The organism is Blattabacterium cuenoti (assembly GCF_014251755.1).
Lineage (GTDB): Bacteria > Bacteroidota > Bacteroidia > Flavobacteriales > Blattabacteriaceae > Blattabacterium > Blattabacterium cuenoti_AN.
In genome coordinates this window covers 57,981-80,874 of the sequence record NZ_CP059200.1, presented here as the reverse complement: position 1 = coordinate 80,874, position 22,894 = coordinate 57,981, and the positions used below count along the sequence as shown (strand labels likewise).

Genomic DNA, 22,894 nt, shown 5'->3' with positions numbered 1-22,894 from the left:
CTAAATATTCTAAATTTGAACATTTAGATAGGATTGATTCTTATTAAATCAATCATTTTAAGCAATTAATTGTTATTTATACAAAATTATGATCAAAAAATTAAAATTTTTCATACAAAAATCATGATTCAAATTAGATTTCAAAATGTTTTGAATATGTTTACTCCAATTATATTTATTTATATAATTCTTTCTTTAGGATGGAAAAATTTTCTATTTTTTAATGTCGAAATCCTTTTAGGAATTGTATTAATAATAAGTATGTTACACTTTTTTATTCTTCTTGATAAAAATCTTGAAAAAGGTTATAAATCCATGATTGTTTTATCCCTTTGTATATTGATGTTTTCTTTTATTTTTTCCTTTTTAAAAATTTTTTTCTTTTATCATAATGAAAATATAACTAATATAACTTCAGATATAAAAATATACACACTTATTAGTTTAATTTTATATGTTTTGATTCGTATCACTTATTTTATACGAATAATATACGTCAAAATTCATAATCCTGCTTTTATATTCATTACAAGTTTTGTTTTTTTATCCTTTTTGGGTTCTATCTTATTAATGCTTCCTGCATCTACAGTAGTCAAAAAAATATCATTTATAGATGCTTTATTTACTTCTACTAGTGCGGTATGTGTAACAGGATTAGTAGTATTAGATACAGCTAAAGATTTTACATATTTAGGAAAAATTTTTATACTTATATTAATAGAACTGGGAGGATTGGGTATTTTAACTATAACTTCATTTTTTAGTTACTTTTTTAGAGATGGATTTTCTTTTAAGGAAGCTATTTTTATTAGTAATTTTTTAAATACAAAAACAACAAATAACGTTCTTAGTTTAGCTGTAAAAGTAGTCCTGTTTACTTTAACAGTAGAATGTATAGGAACTTTATTAATTTATTTTTCTATTAAAGAAAAAAATTCAATAGAATCTGATAATCTTTTGTTTTTTTCTATTTTTCATTCTATATCCGCTTTTTGTAATAGTGGATTTTCTACCCTAAGTCAAGGATTATATTCACAATCTGTGAGATTTAATTATCTATTTCAATTAATTATCGCTTTTTTACTAATATTGGGAGGAATAGGTTTTAACATTTTATTTAATTTTTTTGCATATATATGGTTGAGTATTAAAAAATATTTTTTAAAAATATTTAAAGATGAAGATTTTCGATGTCCTGTACATGTAGTAACTTTAAATACAAAAATTGTTATACTAACCACTTTTTTTTTGCTTTTTTTTGGAACCGTTTTTTATTATATAAGTGAATATCATTGTTCTCTTTCCGAACATTCTTCTTTTCATGGAAAATGGATTGTTTCATTTTTTTCTTCCGCTACATCTAGAACAGCTGGATTTCATGTATTAAATATGAATACTTTTACTCCCATTACTATTTTTTTTACTATTTTTTTGATGTGGATAGGAGCTTCTCCCGCTTCTACTGGTGGAGGGATAAAAACAAGTACTTTTGCATTAGCGTTAATGAATATTATTTCTTTATCTAGAGGAAAAAATAGAGTAGAAATACAAAGAAAAGAAATATCTTCGGAATCGATTCGATTATCTTTTTCTATTATTATGTTATCTATAATCGTTATATACATAAGTATTTTACTTATAATTTTTTTGGATCCAAAAGAAAATATTTTATCAATTTCTTTTGAAGTATTTTCCGCTTTTTCTACAGCAGGATTATCTTTAGGAATAACTTCTAATTTGTCAAACGGAAGTAAATTAATTTTAATACTTTTAATGTTGTTAGGAAGAATAGGAATTTTTAATGTTATGATTGGATTTTTGAGAAAAAATAAAATTGGTTCTCATCATTATTACAGATATCCTAAAGGAAATGTTCTTATTAATTAAGAAGAGTAAGTAAACAGAAAATATGAAAATTATAATTATTGGGTTAGGAAATTTTGGAAGATCTTTAGCTCTTAATTTAACAGATAATGGACATGAAGTTTTTGGTATAGATCATAAAATGGAAAAAGTGGATTTATTGAAAGATCATATAGCAAATGTAGTATGTATGGATGCAAATAATGAAGCGGCTTACAAAGTATTACCGATTCAACAAGCAGATTTAGGAATTGTAGCAATTGGAGAAAACGAAGGGTCATCAATCGTAACTACAGCTATACTTAAAAAATATAAAAATTTGAAAATTGTAAGTAGATCTTTATCCAAAATACATGATACAATATTAGAAGCTATGGGAATTAATAACGTGATTCATCCAGAACAAGATGCAGCGTTTCGTTTGACGAAACAAATATCTTTTAATTATGCTTTAGATTATTTCAGAGTAGATAATAAGCATTCTATCGCAGAAGTTTTTTCTCCATATTCTTTTAGTGGAAAATCTGTGAAAAGTTTAAAATTGACACAAAAATATTCTGTTTCTTTAATTACCGTAATACGAGACATCCATAATCCATTGTCATCTAAAGGAACTCATACAAGAAAAGTCATAGGATTGGTTACAGGAGAGACTGTTTTACAAAATGGGGATATATTAACTCTTTTTGGTTCTAACAAATCTATCATGAATTTTATAAAAGATAAAAAATAGATTCATTTTCTTTTTATTCTTTCTTTTATGAAAATGAATTTTTATAAAACTTTTTTTAGTTTTTACAAAACGTAAGTAACATTGAAGTTTTTTTTTAAAAAAAAGATGGAATCTTTACATATAAGGATACTTATAATTTTTACTTTCCTGAAAAAAAGGATTTCCTTCAGAAGAATTGATTTTTCTTTTACTAAAATTGGAAAATAAAATATAAACAAAAAATCCTCCTATAATTAATAAAGAACCTATGATTTCGAATATACAAAATTTTACACCTTCATTAATATCTGGAGCTATTAAATTGTATGTGTCGATGTAATGGCCTATGAGTAAAATTAAAGAAACGAAAAAGACTATTTTTTTATTTGATTTGCTTTTACTACTAATTAAACCAAAAAAAGGAACTAAAAAATTAGGAATTAGCATCCAAAAATGGATAGAATTGTAAATTTCTTCTCTTTTTATAAAATAAGTAATTTCTTCTGGAATATTTCCATACCAATACAGAAAAAATTGTGAAAACCAAAAATAAGTCCACAACAAGCTACCAGAAAATAGATATTTGCTAAGATCATGTAAATGACTTTTTCTAAATAAAGGAAACAATCCTTTTTTGTTAAGATAAATAGATATTATTGTGATAGTACTTATTCCTGTTATCATAAAACTACTCAAAACATACCACCCCAATAAAGTACTAAACCAATGTGGATTTAAAGACATGATCCAATCCCATGTCATAAATATGGAAATAAAAGAAAAAAATATAACGAAAAGAAGAGATATAAAATATAATTTTTTATAATCATTTAATGAATGGGATATATATAATGTACAAGATATTCTTTTGATCTTTAAATAAAAAAAACTACATATTAATACATAAAGAATACTTCTCACTAAGAAAAATGGAATATTCAAAAAAATTTTTTTACTGGCAATAATTTTGTCATACTTTAAAGAAATAGGATTATATAAATCTGAATTCATCCAATGAAATATATGTACTATATCCATAGCATTTAATAATAAAATGATAAAAATCATAAAAAACCCATATGGAATAAAAGAAGAAATTTCCTCCATGATCGGATGAATAATCACGGACCAACCTGATTTTGATATATTTTGTATTCCTAAAAAAAACAATGCTCCTAAAGATATAGAAGTAAAATAAAAAATTGAAATATATAATGCGGTACAAGGTTTATGATTCGTTGTGACAACATACTGTTTTTCTGAAACAATTTGTTTTTTTTGATCAAGAAACATTTTATCTAAAGAAATAAAAATAAAACCTACGATTATTATCATAAAAATGATAATTTTTTTGTTCATTGTATAAAACTGATACATGTTTATTCATTTTTTAAAAACAGAACATATTCTGAGACTCTCCATCGATCTATTTCATTTAATTGTGAAGCATAAGAATTCATATTATTTTTTCCATATGTAATGACATAATAAACACTACCAATGGTAAGATCTCTATCTTTATAATTAGGAATTCCAAAAATTTTTTCGTTTTTAACCAATTCTCCTTGTCCATCTCCATTTTTACCATGACATATAGAACAATTGATTTGATACAATTTTTTTCCTTTTTTTATTGTAATTTCTTTTTTTTCGTAATGAATACTATATAGTGGATTTTGAATGATATTCTTCGAATAATTCAATCCTTTATTTTTTATATTTATCAAATTATAAAATAAATCATTTCTAGAAACAGTTCCTTCTACTGGATAGAGTGAAGAAGTTTTTTCTTTTGAAAATAAAGGAACTTTAATGTTTTTATCTTTTTTATTGTATGAATAAGGATCTGAATAAGGTTCATATGCTTCTGAATAATACATATCAGGCATATATACTACATTAGGTTGAGTTTTATCAAACCAACAAGATTCTAGAAATAGAAATAAAATCATATAAAAAAAAATAATAATAAATTTGTATAAATATTTATTCATAATACTATATTTTTTTATTCTAATTGGACTTATAATTGTTTTATCACAATCTCTATTGCTCCATTTTCTTTTAATAGATTCACTAATTTTTTGGAATGTTTTTTAGTATGAATTTCTACTAAAAACATATTATCAGTAGTTCTTGAATCCGGATTTTTTGATATCCGTCCTGGAAATAATCTACATTGAATAAGATAAGTAATACACATAAAATGTGCAGAAAAAAAAATTGAAAATTCAAATATAACAGGAATAAAAGAAGGAAGGTTTCTAATCCAAGAAAAAGAAGGTTTTCCTCCAATATTTTGAGGCCAATCCCAAACCATAGTATACCAAGTGAATATACAAGCTATGCAAAAGCCCAATAATCCATATATAAAAGATAAAAAAGATAAATTGGTTTTTTTTAGTTTTAACACTTCAGTTAAATTATGAATAGGAAAAGGAGAATAAACTTCAGATATGTTATAATTATGATATTGTATAATTTTTATACTATTTATTAACGTATGATCATCATCATATAATGCATGTACACATATATTCTTCATTTCACTATTTTTTTTTATGATCTGAGTTCAATATTGTTTTTAATTCTGCTTGTGAAATAACAGGAAAAACACGTATATATAACAAATACAGGATAAAAAATAAACCAATCGTCCCTATAAAGATACCAACATCTACAAATGAAGGAATAAAACCAGTCCAAGAAGAAGGAAGATAATCATGACTTAGATTTAAAACAATAATGTCAAATCTTTCAAACCACATTCCAATATTTATGACAATAGCGATGACATAAGACCAGAAAAAACTTCTTCGTACAGATTTAATCCATAAAAATTGAGGAATAATGACATTACAAATGATTAAAGACCAAAAGGCCCACCAAAATGGTCCTTTAGATGCTTCTAAAGAAAAATAAATAAATTTTTCAAAAGGATTTCCTGAATACCAAGCAATAATAAATTCTGAAATATAAGCTAATAAAACAATTCCTCCTGTTAATAAAATAATCATATTCATATATTCAATATGATTTCTGGTAATATAATCTTCTAGAGAAAGAACTTTTCTTGCAACACCTAGTAAAGTTTGTACCATAGCAAAACCAGAAAATATAGCACCTGCAACAAAATAAGGAGGAAATATTGTGCTATGCCAACCCTTAATTACAGAAGTGGAAAAATCAAAAGAAACTATGGTATGAACAGAAAATACCAATGGAGTACATAATCCAGCTAAAATTAAAGACAATTCTTCAAACCTTTGCCAATCTTTTGATGTTCCCCCCCATCCAAAACTAAGAATGTTATAGATTTTTTTTTGAAAAGGATTTGAAATACGGTCTCGTATCATTGCAAAATCTGGAATTAATCCCATAAACCAAAAAACTGTAGAAACAGAAAAATAAGTACTAATAGCAAATACATCCCACAATAAAGGAGAATTAAAATTGGGCCATAAAGATCCAAACTGATTGGGAATGGGTAAAACCCAATGAGCATTCCATGGTCTACCCATATGAATAATAGGAAATAATCCAGCTTGTATTACTGCAAAAATAGTCATAGCTTCTGCTGAACGATTAATAGATAAACGCCATTTTTGACGAAATAATAACAAAACAGCTGAAATCAAAGTTCCAGCATGACCAATTCCAACCCACCAAACGAAATTGGTAATATCCCAGGCCCAATTAATTGTTTTGTTTAACCCCCATACACCTATACCTGTTCCAATTGTATAAAAAATACATCCTAATCCCCATAAAAAAGCTAAAATAGAAATCAATAAAGAGATCCACCATAGATTTCCTGCTTTATTTTTTATAGGATTGAATATATCATCTGTAATATTTTTCAATGTTTTTTTTCCTAAAATGAGGGGGGTTCTTATAGGAGATTCATAATGATTTAACATAATTTTTTCTATTTCATTTTTTCTATTTCATTTTGATTTCGAATCTTTAATTGATAAGAAACATTAGGTTTTACTCCTATAAAATCTAATAGTTTATAAGATCTAGGATTTTTTATTTTTTTAGAAATGAGACTAGTAGGGTCGTTTATATCACCAAAAGTGATAGCTTGGGTTGGACAAGAAACACTACAAGCTGTTTCAAGTTCTTTATCTTGAATTTTTCTATTTTCTTTTTTTGCGATTCCTATCACATATTGTGTTCTTTGTATGCATAAAGAACATTTTTCCATGACACCTCTGGTTCTGACAACCACATCTGGATTTAGTATCATTTTTCCTAAAGCATTATTCATGTTGAAATCAAATTTCTGATTATTAACATAATTAAACCAATTAAATCGTCTTACTTTATAAGGGCAATTATTCGCACAATAACGAGTTCCTACACAACGATTGTAAGTCATCATATTTTGTCCTTGTTCTCCATGAGAAGTGGCTCCAACTGGACATACAGTTTCACAAGGAGCATGATCGCAATGTTGACACATAATTGGTTGAAAAGTTACTTTTGGATTTTCATAAATGTTGTTTTCATTATTGCTTGTTTCTGAAGATGGATCATCTGAAAAATAATATCTATCTATACGTAACCAATGCATATCTCTATATTTTCCTATTTCTTCTTTTCCAACAACAGGAACATTATTTTCAGAATGACATGCAATAATGCAAGCTCCACATCCAATACAAGCATTTAAATCTATAGATAAATTAAAATGATGTCCATTCTTTTTTTCTTTATTTTTATGATTATTTGGATTCCAAATAGAAATTTCTTCTGGAAAAAGCATTCCTTTATGAGTTGAAACTTTTTCTTTTTCATTCCAAATTTCTTTTGGTTTATTTAAGAATATATCTAAATCTGTTTCTTTCACTAAATTTCTTCCTACCATTGTATGATGTAACTGTACGCAAGAAAATTTATGGATTTTATCCACTTTTTTTAGTTCTATATTATCTTGTATTATGAAAAAATTTTCATAGATTCTATAAGCGTTTTTTCCGTGAACAATCTTAGACAATTTTCCCTTTTTTTGTCCATAACCAAAAGCTAATCCTAAAGATCCTAAAGCTTGTCCAGGTTGAATAAATACAGGAATATTTTGGATGATGTTTTGATTATTTTTAATCAAATCCACACAGTTTCCATTTAAAGATCCATCTCCAGAATTCCAATTTTTTAATTCCATTTTATTTGCATCAGAATATGATATAGTTAAATAGTTACCCCATGTAGTGCGTGTAATAGGATCTGGAAGTTCTTGTAACCAAGGATTATTATATTGATGACCATCCCCCATACTAATTTTAGTATATAATCTAAGTTCAAAATTTGTTTTTATTTTTTTTCCTTTTACTATTTTTTTTTCATATTTTTTGATTTTTTTTTGATTTATTGAAAAATTGTTTGAAATAGGTTTATGATTTTTAATTTTTACCAAACCATAAAATAAAGCTTCATTAAAGGAAGAAACATTGGATTTTGGAATAATATTTTTTTCCCAAGTTTTTTTCAAATATTCGTAATAATTTTTTTCTTGAATTTCACTCCAAATTATTAAAGAATCCTGAAATTGTCTTGTATTAAAAATACATTGAATTGTAGGTTGAATTAATGTATAAACATTAGTCACAGGATAAGTATCTCCCCAACTTTCTAACCAATGAGGAATAGGAGCTGATACATCCATGACTTCATTGGTTTCATCTTTACTCATGGAAAGAGAAACTGTTAGAGGTATTTTTTTTATAAATTGTTTTACTTTTTTATAAATAGATAATGGAAGACTGTAAATAGGATTAACATTATGAATAAATAAACCTCCAACATTTTCGTTTTCTAAATCTTTCAAAAAATTATTGAATTTATTATCATTACTTTCTTTTGAAAAAATATATTTATCATTTTGCAATGCATGACTATTAATTTTTTGATTGATTAAAAAAGATAATTCATAAGATTCTTGATCTCCATCTGCAAAAATTACACTTTTAGATCCCATTTTATTTATTAATGAAGCTACTTTTTTTGCATTTTTATCCTTTATTTGCTTTCCTAAACAAATGTTTTGAAAAATTTCAATCAACATTTGTTTTATTTCAGAAGGCTTTCTAGATAAACGAATGTCTGCATTTGCTCCAGTTATTGTCATATTGCTTTCTATTTGAATATGTTGCATCATATTTTTTTCAGGCTTTCTTTTAAAAACATAAAATTTAGCCATATTTTCAGGACTCCAATCTCCCAAAAAATCAGCATCAAACGAAACTATTAATTCTGATTTATTCCAATCAAAAATTGGAAATCCTCGAATTCCAAATATTTTTTCTGAAGCATCCAAAGCTTTGGAATATGAAATAGGATCATAAGTAACCCATTTCGTACGAGGATATTTTTTCTTGAAATCTTGAATCAATTTTTTTGTAGAAAAACTTGGAAAAGAAGAAGAAAGAAAAATTATATTTTTTTTTGTTTTAGATAAATATTTCAAATTTTGAATAATATAATTATCTATTTCTTTCCAAGAACTTTTTTTTCCTTTTAAAGAAGGATTTTTTAATCTTTCCTCATCATAAAGAGATAATAAAGAAGATTGTATTCTTGCAGAAGTTGTATTAAAAAATTCAGAAGAAAAATTAGGTTCTATTTTTATAGGACGACCTTCTCTTGTTTTCACTAAAACACTTCCTATATCGAAAGAATCAATCATAGTTGATGCATAATAGTTCGGAATTCCTGGAGTGATATTCTCTGGTTTGACTACATAAGGAATAGATTTAACAACTGGTCCTTTACAAGCGGATAAAGTCACAGAAGCGGTACTAAACCCTACCCACTTAAGAAAATCACGTCTAGATGTTCTTCCTTGAAAAAGATCCTTTATAGGATTAAGATTGTCTAATATTTTATTCTTTTTATTTGATTTCATAATAATTTTTTTATTCGCTTTTTCATTCCTATTTCAGTAATGACATTTAGCACATTCTGTTCCTCCAATCATATCAACAGTGATTTTTTGATTCGTTTTGCTTGGAAAATATTCTTTATAATATTGATTTTTTTTGTCTATTCCCACGTTTTTATGACAAGAGATACACCATTCCATAGTAAAATCATTAGACATTTCTACTGTATCCATTTTTTGAATTTCTCCATGACAAGCATTACAAACTAAATTTACTTTTTTTAATTTTTTAATCGATTTTTCTCCTGTAAGGATATGTTGAGAATGATCAAAATAGACAAAATCTGGCATATTGTGAATGCGAACCCATTGAATGGGATGAATTTTTTTAGAATATTTTCTTGTTTCTGGATCCCATCCTATCGCCTTATAAATTTTTTGTATTTCTTGATTATATTCATCTCTACTTTTTCCTTTTTCCAAATAATCTCCATTATATTCATGAATAGTTATATGACAATTCATGCAAACATTGACTGAAGGAATTCCAGATACTTTACCATACTTTGCCGAAGAATGACAATATTGACAATCAATTTTATTAATTTCAGAATGAATTTTATGAGAAAAATAAATAGGTTGTTTAGGTTTATATCCTTTATTGACATCTATCTTCATTAAAAAATTCCAAGTTTCATATATTCCAAATAACAAAAAAAATCCTGTAAAACAAGAAAACAGATACCACTTTTTTTTGTCATTTCCTAATATTTTTTTGTATAAAACATTTATTATGAAATTTTTTCTTCTAAAAGTAGTAACCTTTGTTTCTCCTTCATTAATTAACCTGATTAGAATTTGTATTCTATATAAAATCCAAAGTAGAATTAAAGATAAAATTCCAAAACAAAAAATAATTAATTTGACTAAAAATTGATTTTCTTCTTTATCATTTTCATGATTTTCATTATTATGATTTATTTCATGATGTTCTTTTTTTTTTATTGAATCGGGATTGGTTATAAACGATAAAATATCATCTATTTGTTTTTCAGATAATTGAGGAAAAGGATTCATTTCTATATTTCCATATTCTTTGTAGATTTTTAAAGCGTCTTTATCTCCACTTTCTCTTAAAGATTTATTATTCTTAATCCATTGATGTAACCATTTACGATTCCTTTTTTCAGTCACTCCATGTAAAGCAGGTCCTATCATTTTTTTTTCTAAATCTATGGAATGGCATGCTGTGCAATTTTTTTTAAAAAGTTCCATTCCATTTTCAACATCTCCTTTATCAGCTTTTAATTTTCCTTTTTCTATTAAAAAAAAAGAAAAAATGAAAATAAAAAATAAAATTCTTCTCATACTATATTATGAATTCATAACTTTATAACAAAAATAGAATAAAAGAAAAAATACCATCTTTTGGAAAAAAAAATTCGTAAATTTCTTTTTTGAATCTTTAACTTTGTTTCATGAATGGTTTTTTCATTTTTTTATTAATGTTTATAACTATGATACTGAATCATTTGACCCCCAAAAACTTTAACCGTTCTAAAGAGTTGTATCAAATTAAGTTTTTCGAAGAAAAACTATCAAATGGGTTGCATGTTATTTTACATCAAGACAAGACAACCCCTTTAGTTTCTATTTCTGTTTTGTATCATGTAGGAAGTAAAAACGAAACTCCTGGAAAATCGGGTTTTGCTCATTTTTTCGAACATCTTATGTTTGAAGGATCCAAAAATATTAAAAAAGGAGAATATTTTAAGTACATAGCCTATAATGGAGGAAAAAATAATGCTTATACAAATCATGATGAAACTTGTTATTACGAAATCTTACCATCTGATCGTCTTCCATTAGCTTTGTGGTTAGAATCAGAAAGAATGCTTCATGCTAAAGTTGATGAAGAAAGTATTAATATTCAAAGAGAAGTGGTCAAAGAAGAAAAAAAGATGCGTGTAGAGAATCAGCCATATGTAAAATCCATTTCTGAGATAATTCCTTCTTTATTATTCAAAAAACATCCATATAAATATCCAATTATTGGATTATATCAAGATTTAGATACTGCGACAGAAGCTGATTATAAAGAATTTTATAAAACTTACTATGTTCCGAACAATGCGGTTTTAGTAGTATCTGGTGATTTCGATATGAATGAAGCTAGAACACTGATTCAAAAATATTTTTCATCTATCCCTAAAGGAACAAGAAATTTTCAAATGAACAAAATAGAAGAAGAACCAATGAAGAAAGAAATATTTTTTACTTACGTAGATAAAAATACTAAAGTTCCTGGAGTATTTTTATCGTATAGAGTTCCAAAACTCACAGATAAAGATTCTTATGTATTAAAAATTATTGATCATGTATTCTCTTCTGGAGAGAGTTCTCGCATAATAAAAAATATTGTAAATACGAAACAAGTCGCTTCTTATGCGGGATCATCTTTAGATACAATGGAAGATTATGGTATTTTTATGATATATGGATTAATTAATCCTGGTATTACAATAGATCAATTGACAAAAATAATAGATGATGAAATAGATCTTTTAAAAGAAAAAGGAATAACACAATATGAATTGGAAAAACAAAAAAACTGTTTTGAAAAAAAATTTATTTCAGACAATTATTCTATGAGTGGAATCACTGCAAGTTTGTCTCACTATTATTTATATTATCATAATGCTGATTTAATTAATACGGATATAGAAAAATATAGAAAAATAACTCCAGAAGATATCAAAAAAGTTGCTAATAAATATTTAAATAAAAATAATAGAGTTCGTTTATATAATATTCCAGATAACGAGAATACAGATAAATAAATTGATTTTCAAAATAATCCTTGCTGTAATAATTTTTTTTCATACAATAATTATGTTTGCTCATATATTTAATCGAAATGTCCCCCCACCATCTCTCAAAAGAAAGACGACTATCAACATTGAAAAACCTAAGTTTTTTCAAATGAAAAATGGATTAAAAGTTCTCATTGTAGAAAATCATAAACTTCCTTTAGTTAGAATTGGTTTAGAGTTGGATTATAAACCCTTTTTGGAAAAAGATAAGACTGGAATAAAAAAAATTTTGGGTCAAATGCTTCGTTCTGGTACAGAAAATCATACTAAAGAAGAATTAGACGATATGATTGATTATATGGGATGTAGTTTATATACTTCTTTCTCTGAGACATCTATTTTCACTATGAAAAAATATTTGAATAAATCTGTATCTATAATGAGTGATATTTTGATGAATAGCAAATTTGATAATTCCAAAGAATTGGATAAAATCATTAAACAAAGAATTATAGATCTGAGTCTTTCAGAAAAAGAACCCAATGCTATTTTACAAAGAGTACGAAATGTTTTATATTTTGGAAAAAATCATCCTTATGGAGAATACGAGACTCATGATACAATTAAAAATATTACTCTTCATGATTTGAAGAAATTATATGAAAAATATTATATACCCAACATATCCTATCTTTCTTTTATTGGAGACATTTCTCAAAGAGAAGCGGAAAAATTGTGTGATCTTTATTTTTCCAAATGGAAACAGAAATCATCTATTATAGATGAACCGATTATCAAAGAATATGTGATTCCATCTAAAATAGAAATAGATATAGTGGATATTCCTTCTTTAACCCAATCTACTATTTGTTTTGGTGGACCGATTTGTTTGAAAAAAAATGATCCAGAATATTTTTCTTCTATGTTAGCGAATGGAATTTTAGGAGGAGGGCCTCAAAGTCGTTTATTTTTAAATCTTAGAGAAAAAAAGGCTTATACATATGGAGCTTATTCTATTTTGAAATCTGATAGGAATATTGGTTATTTTTCAGTTTATACTCAAGTAAGAAACGAAGTTACAGAAAAAGCAATAAAAGATCTTATAAAAGAAATTTTTGAAATAACAGAAAAAAAAATTTCTTTGGAAGAATTAAATATAAAAAAGAAAGAAATTAGTGGTCAATTTATTCTTGATTTTGAAGATCCTAATAGAATTAGTGATCTTTTTATATGTGAATTAAGAAATAAACTTCCAAGTGGATTTTACAAAAATTATTTAAAGAAAATCGAATCAGTTACAATAGATGATGTCTATCAATCATGTAAAAAGTTCTTTTTCACAAAAAATGGTAGAATCATAATTATTGGAAAAGCTCACGATATATTACCTAATATAAAAAAATTAGGTTATTCTATTCGTTTTTTTGATCAATTTGGATCTTTAATCAAGAAAGAAGAAAAATGAATCCAAGTTATTCTTTAGAAAATCGTATTATTTCTGTATTAAAATCTATATATGATCCAGAAATTTCAGTAGATATTTATGAGTTGGGTTTGATTTACGATGTTCAGATTTCTGGAAAAAATAAAGTAAAAATAGTAATGACTTTAACTACGCCTAATTGTCCGGTTGCAGAAAGTTTGCCTTTAGAAGTTAAAGAAAAAGTCCAATCTATTATACAAGAAATAAAAGAAGTAGATGTTATTTTAACATTTGATCCACCTTGGAGTAGAGAATTTATGAGCGATGAAGCTCGTTTAGAATTAGGATTATTATAAATTTTTTGAATATGAGTATTTTCAGTTTACTATTTTATGGTATATTGGTTCTCTTGATTTTATCTATTTTTTCTAGTTTTATCTTTATAGTAAACCAAGAGACAGCAGCTATTCTTGAAAGAATGGGTAAATTTCATAGTATTCGTTATGCTGGATTAAATTTTAAGGTTCCTATTATGGATAATATAATAGGAAAACTTACATTAAAAATTCAACAATTAGATGTATTAGTAGATACAAAAACGAAAGATAACGTTTTTGTTAAAGTTAAAGTATCGGTTCAATTTAAGGTTATCCAAGATAAAGTATATGAAGCTTTTTATAAGTTAGATAATTCTCATGCTCAGATCACTTCTTATATATTTGATGTAGTGAGAGCAGAAGTTCCAAAAATGCGTTTAGATGATGTTTTCGAACGAAAAGATCATATAGCTCTTGCAGTTAAAGGAGAATTGGAAGGATCTATGTTAAATTATGGATATTCTATAATTAAAGCATTAGTTACAGATCTTGATCCAGATGAACAAGTAAAATTGGCTATGAATCGCATTAATACAGCTGAAAGAGAGAAGGTTGCTTCTGAATATCAAGCAGAAGCTGATAGAATTAAAATTGTAGCTAAAGCAAAGGCAGAAGCTGAAAGTAAAAAATTACAAGGAAAAGGAACAGCAGATCAACGCAGAGAAATAGCTAGAGGAATTCTAGAATCTGTAGAAGTGTTAAACAATATAGGAATTAATTCACAAGAAGCTTCTGCTTTGATTGTTGTGACGCAACACTATGATACTCTCCAATCTATGGGAGAAAATGGAAATACTAATTTAATTTTATTACCCAATTCACCAGGATCTGCTAGTGAAATGTTAAATAATATGATTACATCATTTAATGTTTCTAACCAAATTGGAGAAACTCTTAAAAAAAAGAATAACAGTAAAAAAAAATAAATTTTAAGTTCCATGGAAATCATAGGAAACGTAAAAAAACTATTTGATATTCAAAAATTTGATAGTGGATTTCAAAAAAGAGAAATAGTTCTTACTACTGAAGAGCCATATTCTCAAAATATATTAATTGAATTTATTCAAGATAAAGTGGATTTGTTAGAAAATGTAAAACCAAAAGATAAAATAAAAATATTCATAAACATTCGGGGAAGAGAATGGAAAAATCCTGAAGGAATTATTAGATATTTTAATTCTATTCAAGGATGGAAAATAGAACATTATTCTACGGAAAAAACTTCAAATAAAATGACTTCAACATCTCCTCCTTTATCATCTGATGATTTTGATGATTTACCTTTTTAAAAATTTTATCATAATAAATTCTTGTTTAATAATTCTTGATAGATAATATCTTTTTTTAAATTCCATTTTCTAGAAGGAGAATATTTTTTAGCATAAAAAATAATTTGAAGATGTAATTTTTTCCAATTTTTTTTTTGAAAAAACGTTTTGCATCTTGTTCTGTTTGTTTAACATTTTTTCCATTGCTCAGTTTCCAACGAAACATCATTCTATGAATGTGAGTGTCCACAGGAAATACAAATTCGTTGGATACATGGGATAAAAAAACAGATGCAGTTTTATGTCCTATTCCAGGTAAAAATTTTAATTCCGAAATATTTTTCGGAATAATTCCATTATATTTTTTGATTAATATAACAGATAAATCATAAATATTTTTAGATTTTTTCTTGTAAAGTCCTATATGTTTTATAATATTTTTTATATTTTCAATAGGAGTATAAATTGTATCTATGGGGTTATTGATTTTTCTAAATAAAATTTTTGTAATTTCATTGACTTTTTTTTCTTGAGTTCTAGAACTTAACATAATAGATATCAATAAAGTATATTCATTAATATAATACAAAGTAGAAGTTGGATTAGGATATAAAAAATCCAATATATTTTCAATAATTTTTATTTTTTTTGAAATAAAATTCATTTTTTTTGATGAATAAATACTTCTACATTGTCATTACTTGTATTCATTTTTAGTGAAATTTTATCTCCTTTTTTTAATTTTTCACTAATTATATATTCCGATATAGGATTTTTTATAAATTTTTCTATTACTCTTTTTAAAGGACGAGCTCCATATTCTTGATCAAATCCTTTTTTTTGAATAAAATTTATTACTTCAGGGAGTAATACCAATTCATAACCTAAATTAGATACATGAAGAATTATTTTGTTCAATTCAATACGAGTTATTTTTGATATATTTTCTCTTGTTAAAGAATTAAAAATAATAATATCATCTATTCTATTTAAAAATTCAGGAGAAAAAGTACGTTTTAAAGCTTGTTCTAGTACATTTTGTATATAATTGTTTAATTTTCTTGCTTGAGTATGAAACCCTATTCCCTGACCAAATTCTTTTAATTGTTGTGTTCCCGTATTTGAAGTAAAAATAATCACGGTATTTTTAAAATTTATTTTTCTTCCAATACTATCTGTAACACACCCATAATCTAACATTTGTAACAAAACATTAAACACTTCATGATGTGCTTTTTCTATCTCATCTAATAATATTACAGAATAAGGTTTACGACGTATAATTTCCGTTAATTGTCCTCCTTCTTCATACCCCACATAACCTGGAGGAGCTCCTATTAATCGGGATACAGAAAATTTTTCCATATACTCACTCATATCTATACGAATCAATGATTCTTCGGAATCAAATAATTCTTTAGCAAAAATTTTTGCTAAAGAAGTTTTTCCGACCCCTGTTTGTCCTAAGAAAATAAAAGAACCTATAGGGGAATTAGGATCTTTCAATCCAGTTCTATTTCTTTGAACGGCTCTTACTATTTTTTCTACCGCTTCATCTTGTCCTACTATTTTCTCTCTTAAGATATCTATCATTTTGCTCAATTTTTTCATTTCAGCTTGAGAAATTTTATTTATTGGAACTCCACTCATCATTGATACCACTTCTTCAACATTCTCTTCGGATACAATTTCTTTATTTTTTTTAGAAGATTCTTCCCACTCTTTTTGGGCTTTCATTAATTGTTTTTCAATACGTTTTTCTGTATCACGTAAACGTGCCGCTTCTTCGTATTTCTGACTTTTAACTACTTTTGATTTTTCTTTTCGAATACTCTCTAATTCTTTCTCTAAAAGAACTATTTCCTGTGGAACTTTTATGTTTTTAATATGAACACGAGATCCCGATTCATCTAAAGCATCAATGGCTTTATCTGGTAAAAAACGATCTACAATATATCGTACAGTAAGATATACACAAGCTCTTATTGCTTTTTCTGTATAAATAACGTTATGATGACTTTCATATTTTCCTTTTATTTTTCTTAAGATCTCTATAGTTTCTTCTTCAGAAGAAGGTTGAACAATAATTTTTTGAAATCTCCTTTCTAAGGCTCCATCTTTTTCTATATATTGTCTATACTCATTGAGTGTTGTTGCACCGATACATTGAATATCTCCCCTTGCTAAAGCTGGCTTAAAGATATTAGAAGCGTCTAAAGAACCTGTAGTTCCTCCTGCTCCAATCAGAGTATGTATTTCATCTATAAAAAGAATGAGACCTTTATTTTTTTCTGATTCATTGATAATGGCTTTCATTCTTTCTTCAAATTGACCTCTATATTTAGTTCCAGCAACTAAACTTGCTAAATCTAATACAACCACTCTCTTATTGTACAAAACTCTTGAAACTTTTTTTTGCACAATACGTAAAGCTAATCCTTCAGCAATAGCAGATTTTCCTACTCCAGGTTCTCCTATAAGAAGAGGATTATTTTTTTTTCTTCTACTCAATATTTGAGAAACACGTTCAACTTCTTTATCTCTACCTACTACGGGATCTAATTTTCCTTCCATAGCTATGGAATTCAAATCTCTTCCAAAATTATCCAAAACAGGAGTTTTACTTTTTATCCCTCCATAATAACCAGAACCTGTTCCACTACTTCCAGATCCATAAGAAAAGGAAGAACTGTCATTTTCAATATCTTCATCTGAATAAGTAGAAGAGAAAAAAAATTTTTTTATACTGTTTGACGAATAATGATGAATCATAAATTGAAATCATTAAAATATTTGATTCAAAAAAAGATAAAATATCTATTCCATTTCTACAAATGAAAAGAATTTGAATAGAAATAAATTTTATACAAGAGAAAAATCGTTTACAATAATTTTTTTTTTCCTTGTATTTCATAAGAAAAAATTTTTAAATTCAATCGTTCTATTAATGTTTCTATTAATTTATTTTTATGATATAAAAGATTATATTGTTCTATTGTACTTGAATTTTTTTTCACTATTTCAAATTCTAAATGCGGATAATTGAATTTTTCTTTAAAATATTTAAAAAAATGTGTTTGAATTAACAAAAAACTAAAATTTTCTAATTTATATGGAAGAACAAAAAATATTTTATTTTTTTCAATTTGAAATTTTATTTCATTTTTCAAAAAATATAAATGAATAGGATTTATTTTTCCATAAAATTTCTGTAAAAAATTGATCCAATTTTTTTGTAAACATTGAATTTTTTCATCTTCTATTAAGAATGAATTTTCATTTTTTTTATTATCGAATAAATATGCCAACTGTATTAGATAAATTTCAATTGTTAATCTATAACTTTGATTAAACTTTTCATATTCTTTTTTCAATCTAAGACAAATGTTCAAAGCATTCATTAAAAAGAAATAAGAGATTTTTTTTGATTGTGAAATGTAAGAGAATATTATCTCTTTTTTTAATTTCAAAATAGAAATTGTTTCATAATTTTTATATAAAAATAAATTTCTGAAATGTTTGGTTAAACCTATAATTAAATCATAAGAATTTTCTTTTTTTTGTAAAATTTTATCCAATAAAATGAATATTTTATGTATTTTTTTATCTAAAAGATAATCTACTATTTTGAAATAGTACTTTACGTCAATAATTCCTAATTTTTGAATTAGGAATTCTTTGGATATTTTTTTTTCACTATTTTTATATAAAATCAATCTATCAAATAAATAAATAGCTTTACTAATAGATCCTTTTACATGTTTTGACAGAATCAATAAGGCTTCATTTTCTACTTCTATATTTTCTTTTTCAGAAATCATTTTTAAATGTAAAAAAATTTCTTTTGTAGAAATCCTTTTGAATTCAAAAACTTGACAACGTGATAAAATTAATTTTGGAATTTTTTTTTCCTCTGTTCCACAAAAAATAAACAAGACATGTGGATGTTTTTCTTCTATAAATCTTATAAAAAAATTGAAAAAACATTGAGAAACCATATGTATATTATTAATTATGAATATATTATATTTTCCTAATTTAGGAAAAAAACGGGATTGATTTATTATTTTATAAATATGTTCTAATGAATTATTCAAAAATCCATTAATTTCAAATCTATTCAAAGAATAATATTTTAATTCTGAAAAAGAATTTAATTCATTGGATAAAATTTGTGCACATGTATTCTTTCCTACTCCTTCTGGACCCAAAAAAAATAAAATTTTAGATAAACGATTTTCCTGTATTGCTTTTTTTAAAATCAGAATTATATCTTTTTGTCCTATTATTTCATTCCATTTTATAGGTTTATATTTTTCAGAAAATACAGAAAAAATTTTTTTCATAAAAAATCAATCTTATTTTATATGTAAAATTTCTTGAATTTTATCAGATGCTTCTTCTAAAGTATCAGTAGAATAAATAGGAAATAAACTTTGTTGAATCAATTTTTTTGCCAATTCATCATTTGTTCCTTGTAAACGAACAACAACAGGAACTTTAATATCCTGATGAATATTAGAAAAAGAATTTATAATTCCTTTTGCAACCGTATCACAACGTACAATTCCTCCAAATATATTGATTAATATTGTTTGTACAGATTTATCCTTTAATATCAGATAAAAAGCTTTTTCTACACGTTCTATATCCGCAGAACCTCCTATGTCTAAAAAATTAGCAGGAACACCTCCACAAAATTTAATCATATCCATAGTAGCCATTGCTAATCCAGCTCCATTTACCATACATCCTACATTTCCTTCCAGTTTTAAAAAATTTAATTTGGCTTCACAGGCTTCTCTTTCAATTTCATCAATATCATCACGGATCAAATTATATTTTTTATGACGAAACAAAGCATTGTCATCTAAAATCATTTTTATGTCAACTGGAATAAATTTTTGATCAAATGTTTTGATCAAAGGATTGATTTCTAATAATAAAGTATCAAAAGTGATATAAGCTTTATAAAGTGAAAATAGAAAAAAGCTAAAGTTTTTCAAAGATTCATTATCATGAATTCCTAAGTTGAAACCAATTTTTTTTGTTTGAAATAATTGAAGTCCTAATATCGGATCTATAACTTCTGTATATATTTTATTTGGATTTTTTTTTGAAAAATCTTCTATATTTACTCCTCCTTCTTTAGAGTAAAGAATCATATTTTTTTCTATATCACGATTTAATAATATGGATAAATAATATTCTATAGGAGGACTGAATTCAGAAAAATAGATATCTTCAGATAACAAAATTTTTCGAACTAATTCTCCCTTTTTAGAAGTTTGGGAAGTTATTAGAAATTTTCCTAAAATGTTTTTTGATTTTTCATAAACTTCATCCAAATTTTTCACTATTTGAATACCTCCAGCTTTTCCTCGTCCTCCAGCATGAATTTGAGCTTTAATCACTAAAGAATTTTTTTCAGTTTTTTTAAAAAAAATTTTAGCTACTTTTACAGCTTCTTCAGGGGAAGAAACAATCATTCCATCAGGAACTTGAATGGAAAAAGAATTTAATATTTCTCTACCTTGGTATTCATGTAAATTCATTGAAATAATTTTAAAAGTAAATTTAAACTAAAATTCGTTTCTTTTATTTATAAAGAAGGATTTTAAATTTACGAAAAAATGATTCAGGCTAAAAATATTTACAAATCTTTTGGAAAAGAAAAAATTTTAAAAGGAGTAAATATCATGGTAAAAGAAGGAAGTATAGTATGTATTTTAGGGGAATCTGGAGCAGGAAAAAGTACTTTATTACATATTTTAGGAACTTTAGAAAAACCAACGATAAATAAAAAAATAAAACCTATTATAAAAATCAATAAAGAAGATATATTATCTCTTACAGACAAGGAGCTTTCTATTTTAAGAAATCAAAAAATAGGTTTTATTTTTCAAACGCCTCAACTTCTTCCTGAATTTACTGTATTAGAAAATATATGTTTACCAGGTTTCATCAACAAAAAAAAAGTGAAAAAAAAAGCTATAGATCTATTAAAAGAATTAAATATATCTAAGTATGAAAATTCAAAAATAGAAGAATTATCTGGAGGTCAAAAACAGAGAGTTGCTGTAGCAAGAGCTTTGATTAATGATCCAAAAATTATTTTTGCAGATGAACCTTCTGGGAATTTAGATATAAAAAACGCAGAAAAATTACATAATTTGTTTGATTTTTTGAATTTCAAATTCAAACAAACTTTTTTAATTGTTACTCATAACTTACAATTAGCAAATATGGCTGATGAAAAATTAAAAATAGAAAATGGAACATTATACAAAATTGATAAATAAAAATATTTTATGCTTTTAAGAAATCAACTTTCTATTAAACATCTTATAAAAGAAACGGGATATGAAAAGGAAAAGACTCTTTTTTTGATGATTCATGGATATGGTAGCAATGAAAAAGATCTTTTTTCTTTTTTTCAAAAAGATCTTCCAGAAAATTTTTTTATAATTAGTATTCAAGGTTTTTATTTAATTAGAACAAATCAATATTCTTGGTATGATATAGACTTTGATAATAAAAACGAATTCATTAACATAATACAGGCTAAAACAACCATTGAAAAAATATCATTTTTTATCCATGAAGCCATAGAAGAATATAAATTGAAAAAAAATACAGTATGGATATGTGGGTTTAGTCAAGGAGCTATTTTAAGTTATGCAATAGCATTAAAAAATTCTGATAAAATAAAAAAAGTAATAGCTTTAAGTGGATATTTAGAAGATCGAATCTTTCCAAAAAAAATCAATCATAATTACGATTTAGAATTTTTTATATCTCATGGAAAATATGATTCTATAATTCCTGTAAATTGGGCAAAAAAAGGATTAAAATTTTTAAAGGAAAAAAAAATACTTTTTTTTTATAAAGAGTATGAATCTGGACACACTTTAAATCATTTAAATTATCAAGATCTTATTAATTGGATTAAAGAAAATAATAAAATAAATCAAAATATGAATTATGAGTAAATATTCAAAAATAGTATTGTTTCTGTTTGTTTTTTTAGGATCTATTTTTTCATTTTTTCAAAAAAATTATTTATATGGATGTATTCTACTTTTATTAAGTATAATTCCTATTTTTTTTATTTTTAGGAATGAATTTTTATTATTAGCTTTTTTTAAAATACGAAAAAAGGACATGAAAGGATTAAAAAAATATTTAGAATATGTTAAAAATCCTAAATTACAATTAACTAAAAACCAAATGGCTTATTATTATTTTTTGAATGGAATTTTGTATTCAGAAAAGAATATTTTTAAATCAGAAAATTATATGCAAAAAGCTTTAGATTTAGGACTAAAATTTAAACCAAATATAGCGATAGCCAAATTAAATTTGGCTATCGCTTCCTTATCAAAAGGAAATAAAAAAAGAGCTGAATTTTTACTATTAGAGGCAAAAAAAATGGATATTTCTGGTTTATTACATGATCAAATTCAAATCATAAATATACAAATGAAAAAAATAAATATAGGAAATATAAACAGACCTAATCCTTATGTCAGAAAAAAATTTTAGATGAAAA

The 22,894-nt window shown here is 25.3% G+C and carries 20 protein-coding genes; 10 read left to right on the top strand and 10 right to left on the bottom strand.

Features of this window, described 5'->3' with window-relative positions; genetic code table 11:
* The first annotated feature begins 123 nt into the window (after positions 1-123).
* Both H0H57_RS00330 and H0H57_RS00325 read left to right on the top strand, forming a co-directional pair.
* Entirely contained in the window at positions 124-1,887 is a 1,764-nt protein-coding gene (locus tag H0H57_RS00330) for a TrkH family potassium uptake protein (RefSeq protein WP_185863860.1), read from the top strand.
* A gap of 22 nt (positions 1,888-1,909) precedes the next feature.
* Positions 1,910-2,596: a potassium channel family protein gene (locus H0H57_RS00325; protein WP_185863859.1), complete on the top strand. Its 687-nt coding sequence runs from the start codon at positions 1,910-1,912 to the stop codon at positions 2,594-2,596.
* 114 nt (positions 2,597-2,710) lie between these two features.
* On the opposite strand, the gene H0H57_RS00320 is transcribed toward H0H57_RS00325, so the two are convergent.
* The 6 genes from H0H57_RS00320 to H0H57_RS00295 are packed head-to-tail and all read right to left on the bottom strand — an operon-like array spanning position 2,711 to position 10,829.
* Positions 2,711-3,910 (bottom strand): hypothetical protein, encoded by a 1,200-nt coding sequence (locus tag H0H57_RS00320; RefSeq protein ID WP_238784329.1) that lies wholly within the window; start codon positions 3,908-3,910, stop codon positions 2,711-2,713.
* A gap of 44 nt (positions 3,911-3,954) precedes the next feature.
* On the bottom strand, positions 3,955-4,569 hold the full coding sequence (locus tag H0H57_RS00315; RefSeq protein WP_185863857.1) for a c-type cytochrome: 615 nt from the start codon (positions 4,567-4,569) through the stop codon (positions 3,955-3,957).
* A 29-nt stretch (positions 4,570-4,598) separates the two neighbouring features.
* Positions 4,599-5,120 carry a DUF3341 domain-containing protein gene (locus H0H57_RS00310; protein ID WP_185863856.1) on the bottom strand — a complete coding sequence of 174 codons (522 nt, stop codon included), beginning with the start codon at positions 5,118-5,120 and terminating at the stop codon, positions 4,599-4,601.
* 4 nt (positions 5,121-5,124) lie between these two features.
* The gene (gene nrfD, locus H0H57_RS00305) at positions 5,125-6,495 is read right to left on the bottom strand and encodes an NrfD/PsrC family molybdoenzyme membrane anchor subunit (RefSeq protein WP_185863855.1); all 1,371 of its coding nucleotides are present in this window, start codon (positions 6,493-6,495) and stop codon (positions 5,125-5,127) included.
* Positions 6,496-6,503: 8 nt separating this feature from the next.
* On the bottom strand, positions 6,504-9,485 hold the full coding sequence (locus H0H57_RS00300) for a 4Fe-4S dicluster domain-containing protein (protein ID WP_185863854.1): 2,982 nt from the start codon (positions 9,483-9,485) through the stop codon (positions 6,504-6,506).
* A gap of 33 nt (positions 9,486-9,518) precedes the next feature.
* Positions 9,519-10,829 carry a c-type cytochrome gene (locus H0H57_RS00295; protein ID WP_185863853.1) on the bottom strand — a complete coding sequence of 437 codons (1,311 nt, stop codon included), beginning with the start codon at positions 10,827-10,829 and terminating at the stop codon, positions 9,519-9,521.
* A 149-nt stretch (positions 10,830-10,978) separates the two neighbouring features.
* Between H0H57_RS00295 and H0H57_RS00290 the strand changes: the two genes are divergently transcribed.
* From H0H57_RS00290 to H0H57_RS00270, 5 genes are read left to right on the top strand one after another with little or no spacing between them, the layout of a single operon-like run.
* A complete protein-coding gene (locus H0H57_RS00290; protein ID WP_238784328.1) occupies positions 10,979-12,301 on the top strand; it encodes a M16 family metallopeptidase in 1,323 nt (440 codons plus the stop codon).
* Positions 12,302-12,353: 52 nt separating this feature from the next.
* Positions 12,354-13,739 (top strand): M16 family metallopeptidase, encoded by a 1,386-nt coding sequence (locus H0H57_RS00285; RefSeq protein WP_185863851.1) that lies wholly within the window; start codon positions 12,354-12,356, stop codon positions 13,737-13,739.
* Positions 13,736-14,053 carry an iron-sulfur cluster assembly protein gene (locus H0H57_RS00280; protein WP_185863850.1) on the top strand — a complete coding sequence of 106 codons (318 nt, stop codon included), beginning with the start codon at positions 13,736-13,738 and terminating at the stop codon, positions 14,051-14,053. Before H0H57_RS00285 ends, H0H57_RS00280 begins: the two co-directional genes overlap by 4 nt.
* Positions 14,054-14,064: 11 nt before the next feature.
* On the top strand, positions 14,065-15,000 hold the full coding sequence (locus H0H57_RS00275) for an SPFH domain-containing protein (protein ID WP_185863849.1): 936 nt from the start codon (positions 14,065-14,067) through the stop codon (positions 14,998-15,000).
* 12 nt (positions 15,001-15,012) lie between these two features.
* Complete coding sequence (locus H0H57_RS00270) at positions 15,013-15,363, top strand: DUF3127 domain-containing protein (RefSeq protein ID WP_185863848.1); 351 nt, start codon at positions 15,013-15,015, stop codon at positions 15,361-15,363.
* Between the two features lie 55 nt (positions 15,364-15,418).
* On the opposite strand, the gene H0H57_RS00265 is transcribed toward H0H57_RS00270, so the two are convergent.
* The 4 genes from H0H57_RS00265 to sucC all read right to left on the bottom strand — a co-directional run bounded on the left by H0H57_RS00265 (position 15,419) and on the right by sucC (position 20,897).
* Positions 15,419-16,006: an endonuclease III domain-containing protein gene (locus H0H57_RS00265; RefSeq protein WP_317168246.1), complete on the bottom strand. Its 588-nt coding sequence runs from the start codon at positions 16,004-16,006 to the stop codon at positions 15,419-15,421.
* Positions 16,003-18,114 carry an ATP-dependent Clp protease ATP-binding subunit gene (locus H0H57_RS00260; RefSeq protein WP_185863847.1) on the bottom strand — a complete coding sequence of 704 codons (2,112 nt, stop codon included), beginning with the start codon at positions 18,112-18,114 and terminating at the stop codon, positions 16,003-16,005. Before H0H57_RS00260 ends, H0H57_RS00265 begins: the two co-directional genes overlap by 4 nt.
* Positions 18,115-18,224: 110 nt before the next feature.
* Entirely contained in the window at positions 18,225-19,688 is a 1,464-nt protein-coding gene (locus H0H57_RS00255) for an AAA family ATPase (protein ID WP_185863846.1), read from the bottom strand.
* A gap of 12 nt (positions 19,689-19,700) precedes the next feature.
* A complete protein-coding gene (sucC, locus tag H0H57_RS00250; protein WP_185863845.1) occupies positions 19,701-20,897 on the bottom strand; it encodes an ADP-forming succinate--CoA ligase subunit beta in 1,197 nt (398 codons plus the stop codon).
* 78 nt (positions 20,898-20,975) lie between these two features.
* Between sucC and H0H57_RS00245 the strand changes: the two genes are divergently transcribed.
* Genes H0H57_RS00245 through H0H57_RS00235 form a run of 3 tightly spaced genes read left to right on the top strand, consistent with a single transcriptional unit; the run spans position 20,976 to position 22,887 of the window.
* Positions 20,976-21,644, top strand: a complete 669-nt coding sequence (locus H0H57_RS00245; protein WP_185863844.1) for an ABC transporter ATP-binding protein — start codon at positions 20,976-20,978, stop codon at positions 21,642-21,644.
* A 9-nt stretch (positions 21,645-21,653) separates the two neighbouring features.
* Entirely contained in the window at positions 21,654-22,334 is a 681-nt protein-coding gene (locus H0H57_RS00240) for an alpha/beta hydrolase (protein WP_185863843.1), read from the top strand.
* A complete protein-coding gene (locus H0H57_RS00235; protein ID WP_185863842.1) occupies positions 22,327-22,887 on the top strand; it encodes a tetratricopeptide repeat protein in 561 nt (186 codons plus the stop codon). Before H0H57_RS00240 ends, H0H57_RS00235 begins: the two co-directional genes overlap by 8 nt.
* Positions 22,888-22,894 lie beyond the last annotated feature (7 nt).

Excerpts from the sequence above, each read along its gene's own strand:
- H0H57_RS00330 (WP_185863860.1), top strand. The coding sequence starts at position 124 with ATGATTCAAATTAGATTTCAAAATGTTTTGAATATGTTTACTCCAATT.
- H0H57_RS00325 (WP_185863859.1), top strand. The coding sequence starts at position 1,910 with ATGAAAATTATAATTATTGGGTTAGGAAATTTTGGAAGATCTTTAGCT.
- H0H57_RS00320 (WP_238784329.1), bottom strand. The coding sequence starts at position 3,910 with ATGATAATAATCGTAGGTTTTATTTTTATTTCTTTAGATAAAATGTTT.
- H0H57_RS00315 (WP_185863857.1), bottom strand. The coding sequence starts at position 4,569 with ATGAATAAATATTTATACAAATTTATTATTATTTTTTTTTATATGATT.
- H0H57_RS00310 (WP_185863856.1), bottom strand. The coding sequence starts at position 5,120 with ATGAAGAATATATGTGTACATGCATTATATGATGATGATCATACGTTA.
- nrfD (WP_185863855.1), bottom strand. The coding sequence starts at position 6,495 with ATGTTAAATCATTATGAATCTCCTATAAGAACCCCCCTCATTTTAGGA.
- H0H57_RS00300 (WP_185863854.1), bottom strand. The coding sequence starts at position 9,485 with ATGAAATCAAATAAAAAGAATAAAATATTAGACAATCTTAATCCTATA.
- H0H57_RS00295 (WP_185863853.1), bottom strand. The coding sequence starts at position 10,829 with ATGAGAAGAATTTTATTTTTTATTTTCATTTTTTCTTTTTTTTTAATA.
- H0H57_RS00290 (WP_238784328.1), top strand. The coding sequence starts at position 10,979 with ATGATACTGAATCATTTGACCCCCAAAAACTTTAACCGTTCTAAAGAG.
- H0H57_RS00285 (WP_185863851.1), top strand. The coding sequence starts at position 12,354 with ATGTTTGCTCATATATTTAATCGAAATGTCCCCCCACCATCTCTCAAA.
- H0H57_RS00280 (WP_185863850.1), top strand. The coding sequence starts at position 13,736 with ATGAATCCAAGTTATTCTTTAGAAAATCGTATTATTTCTGTATTAAAA.
- H0H57_RS00275 (WP_185863849.1), top strand. The coding sequence starts at position 14,065 with ATGAGTATTTTCAGTTTACTATTTTATGGTATATTGGTTCTCTTGATT.
- H0H57_RS00270 (WP_185863848.1), top strand. The coding sequence starts at position 15,013 with ATGGAAATCATAGGAAACGTAAAAAAACTATTTGATATTCAAAAATTT.
- H0H57_RS00265 (WP_317168246.1), bottom strand. The coding sequence starts at position 16,006 with ATGAATTTTATTTCAAAAAAAATAAAAATTATTGAAAATATATTGGAT.
- H0H57_RS00260 (WP_185863847.1), bottom strand. The coding sequence starts at position 18,114 with ATGATTCATCATTATTCGTCAAACAGTATAAAAAAATTTTTTTTCTCT.
- H0H57_RS00255 (WP_185863846.1), bottom strand. The coding sequence starts at position 19,688 with ATGAAAAAAATTTTTTCTGTATTTTCTGAAAAATATAAACCTATAAAA.
- sucC (WP_185863845.1), bottom strand. The coding sequence starts at position 20,897 with ATGAATTTACATGAATACCAAGGTAGAGAAATATTAAATTCTTTTTCC.
- H0H57_RS00245 (WP_185863844.1), top strand. The coding sequence starts at position 20,976 with ATGATTCAGGCTAAAAATATTTACAAATCTTTTGGAAAAGAAAAAATT.
- H0H57_RS00240 (WP_185863843.1), top strand. The coding sequence starts at position 21,654 with ATGCTTTTAAGAAATCAACTTTCTATTAAACATCTTATAAAAGAAACG.
- H0H57_RS00235 (WP_185863842.1), top strand. The coding sequence starts at position 22,327 with ATGAGTAAATATTCAAAAATAGTATTGTTTCTGTTTGTTTTTTTAGGA.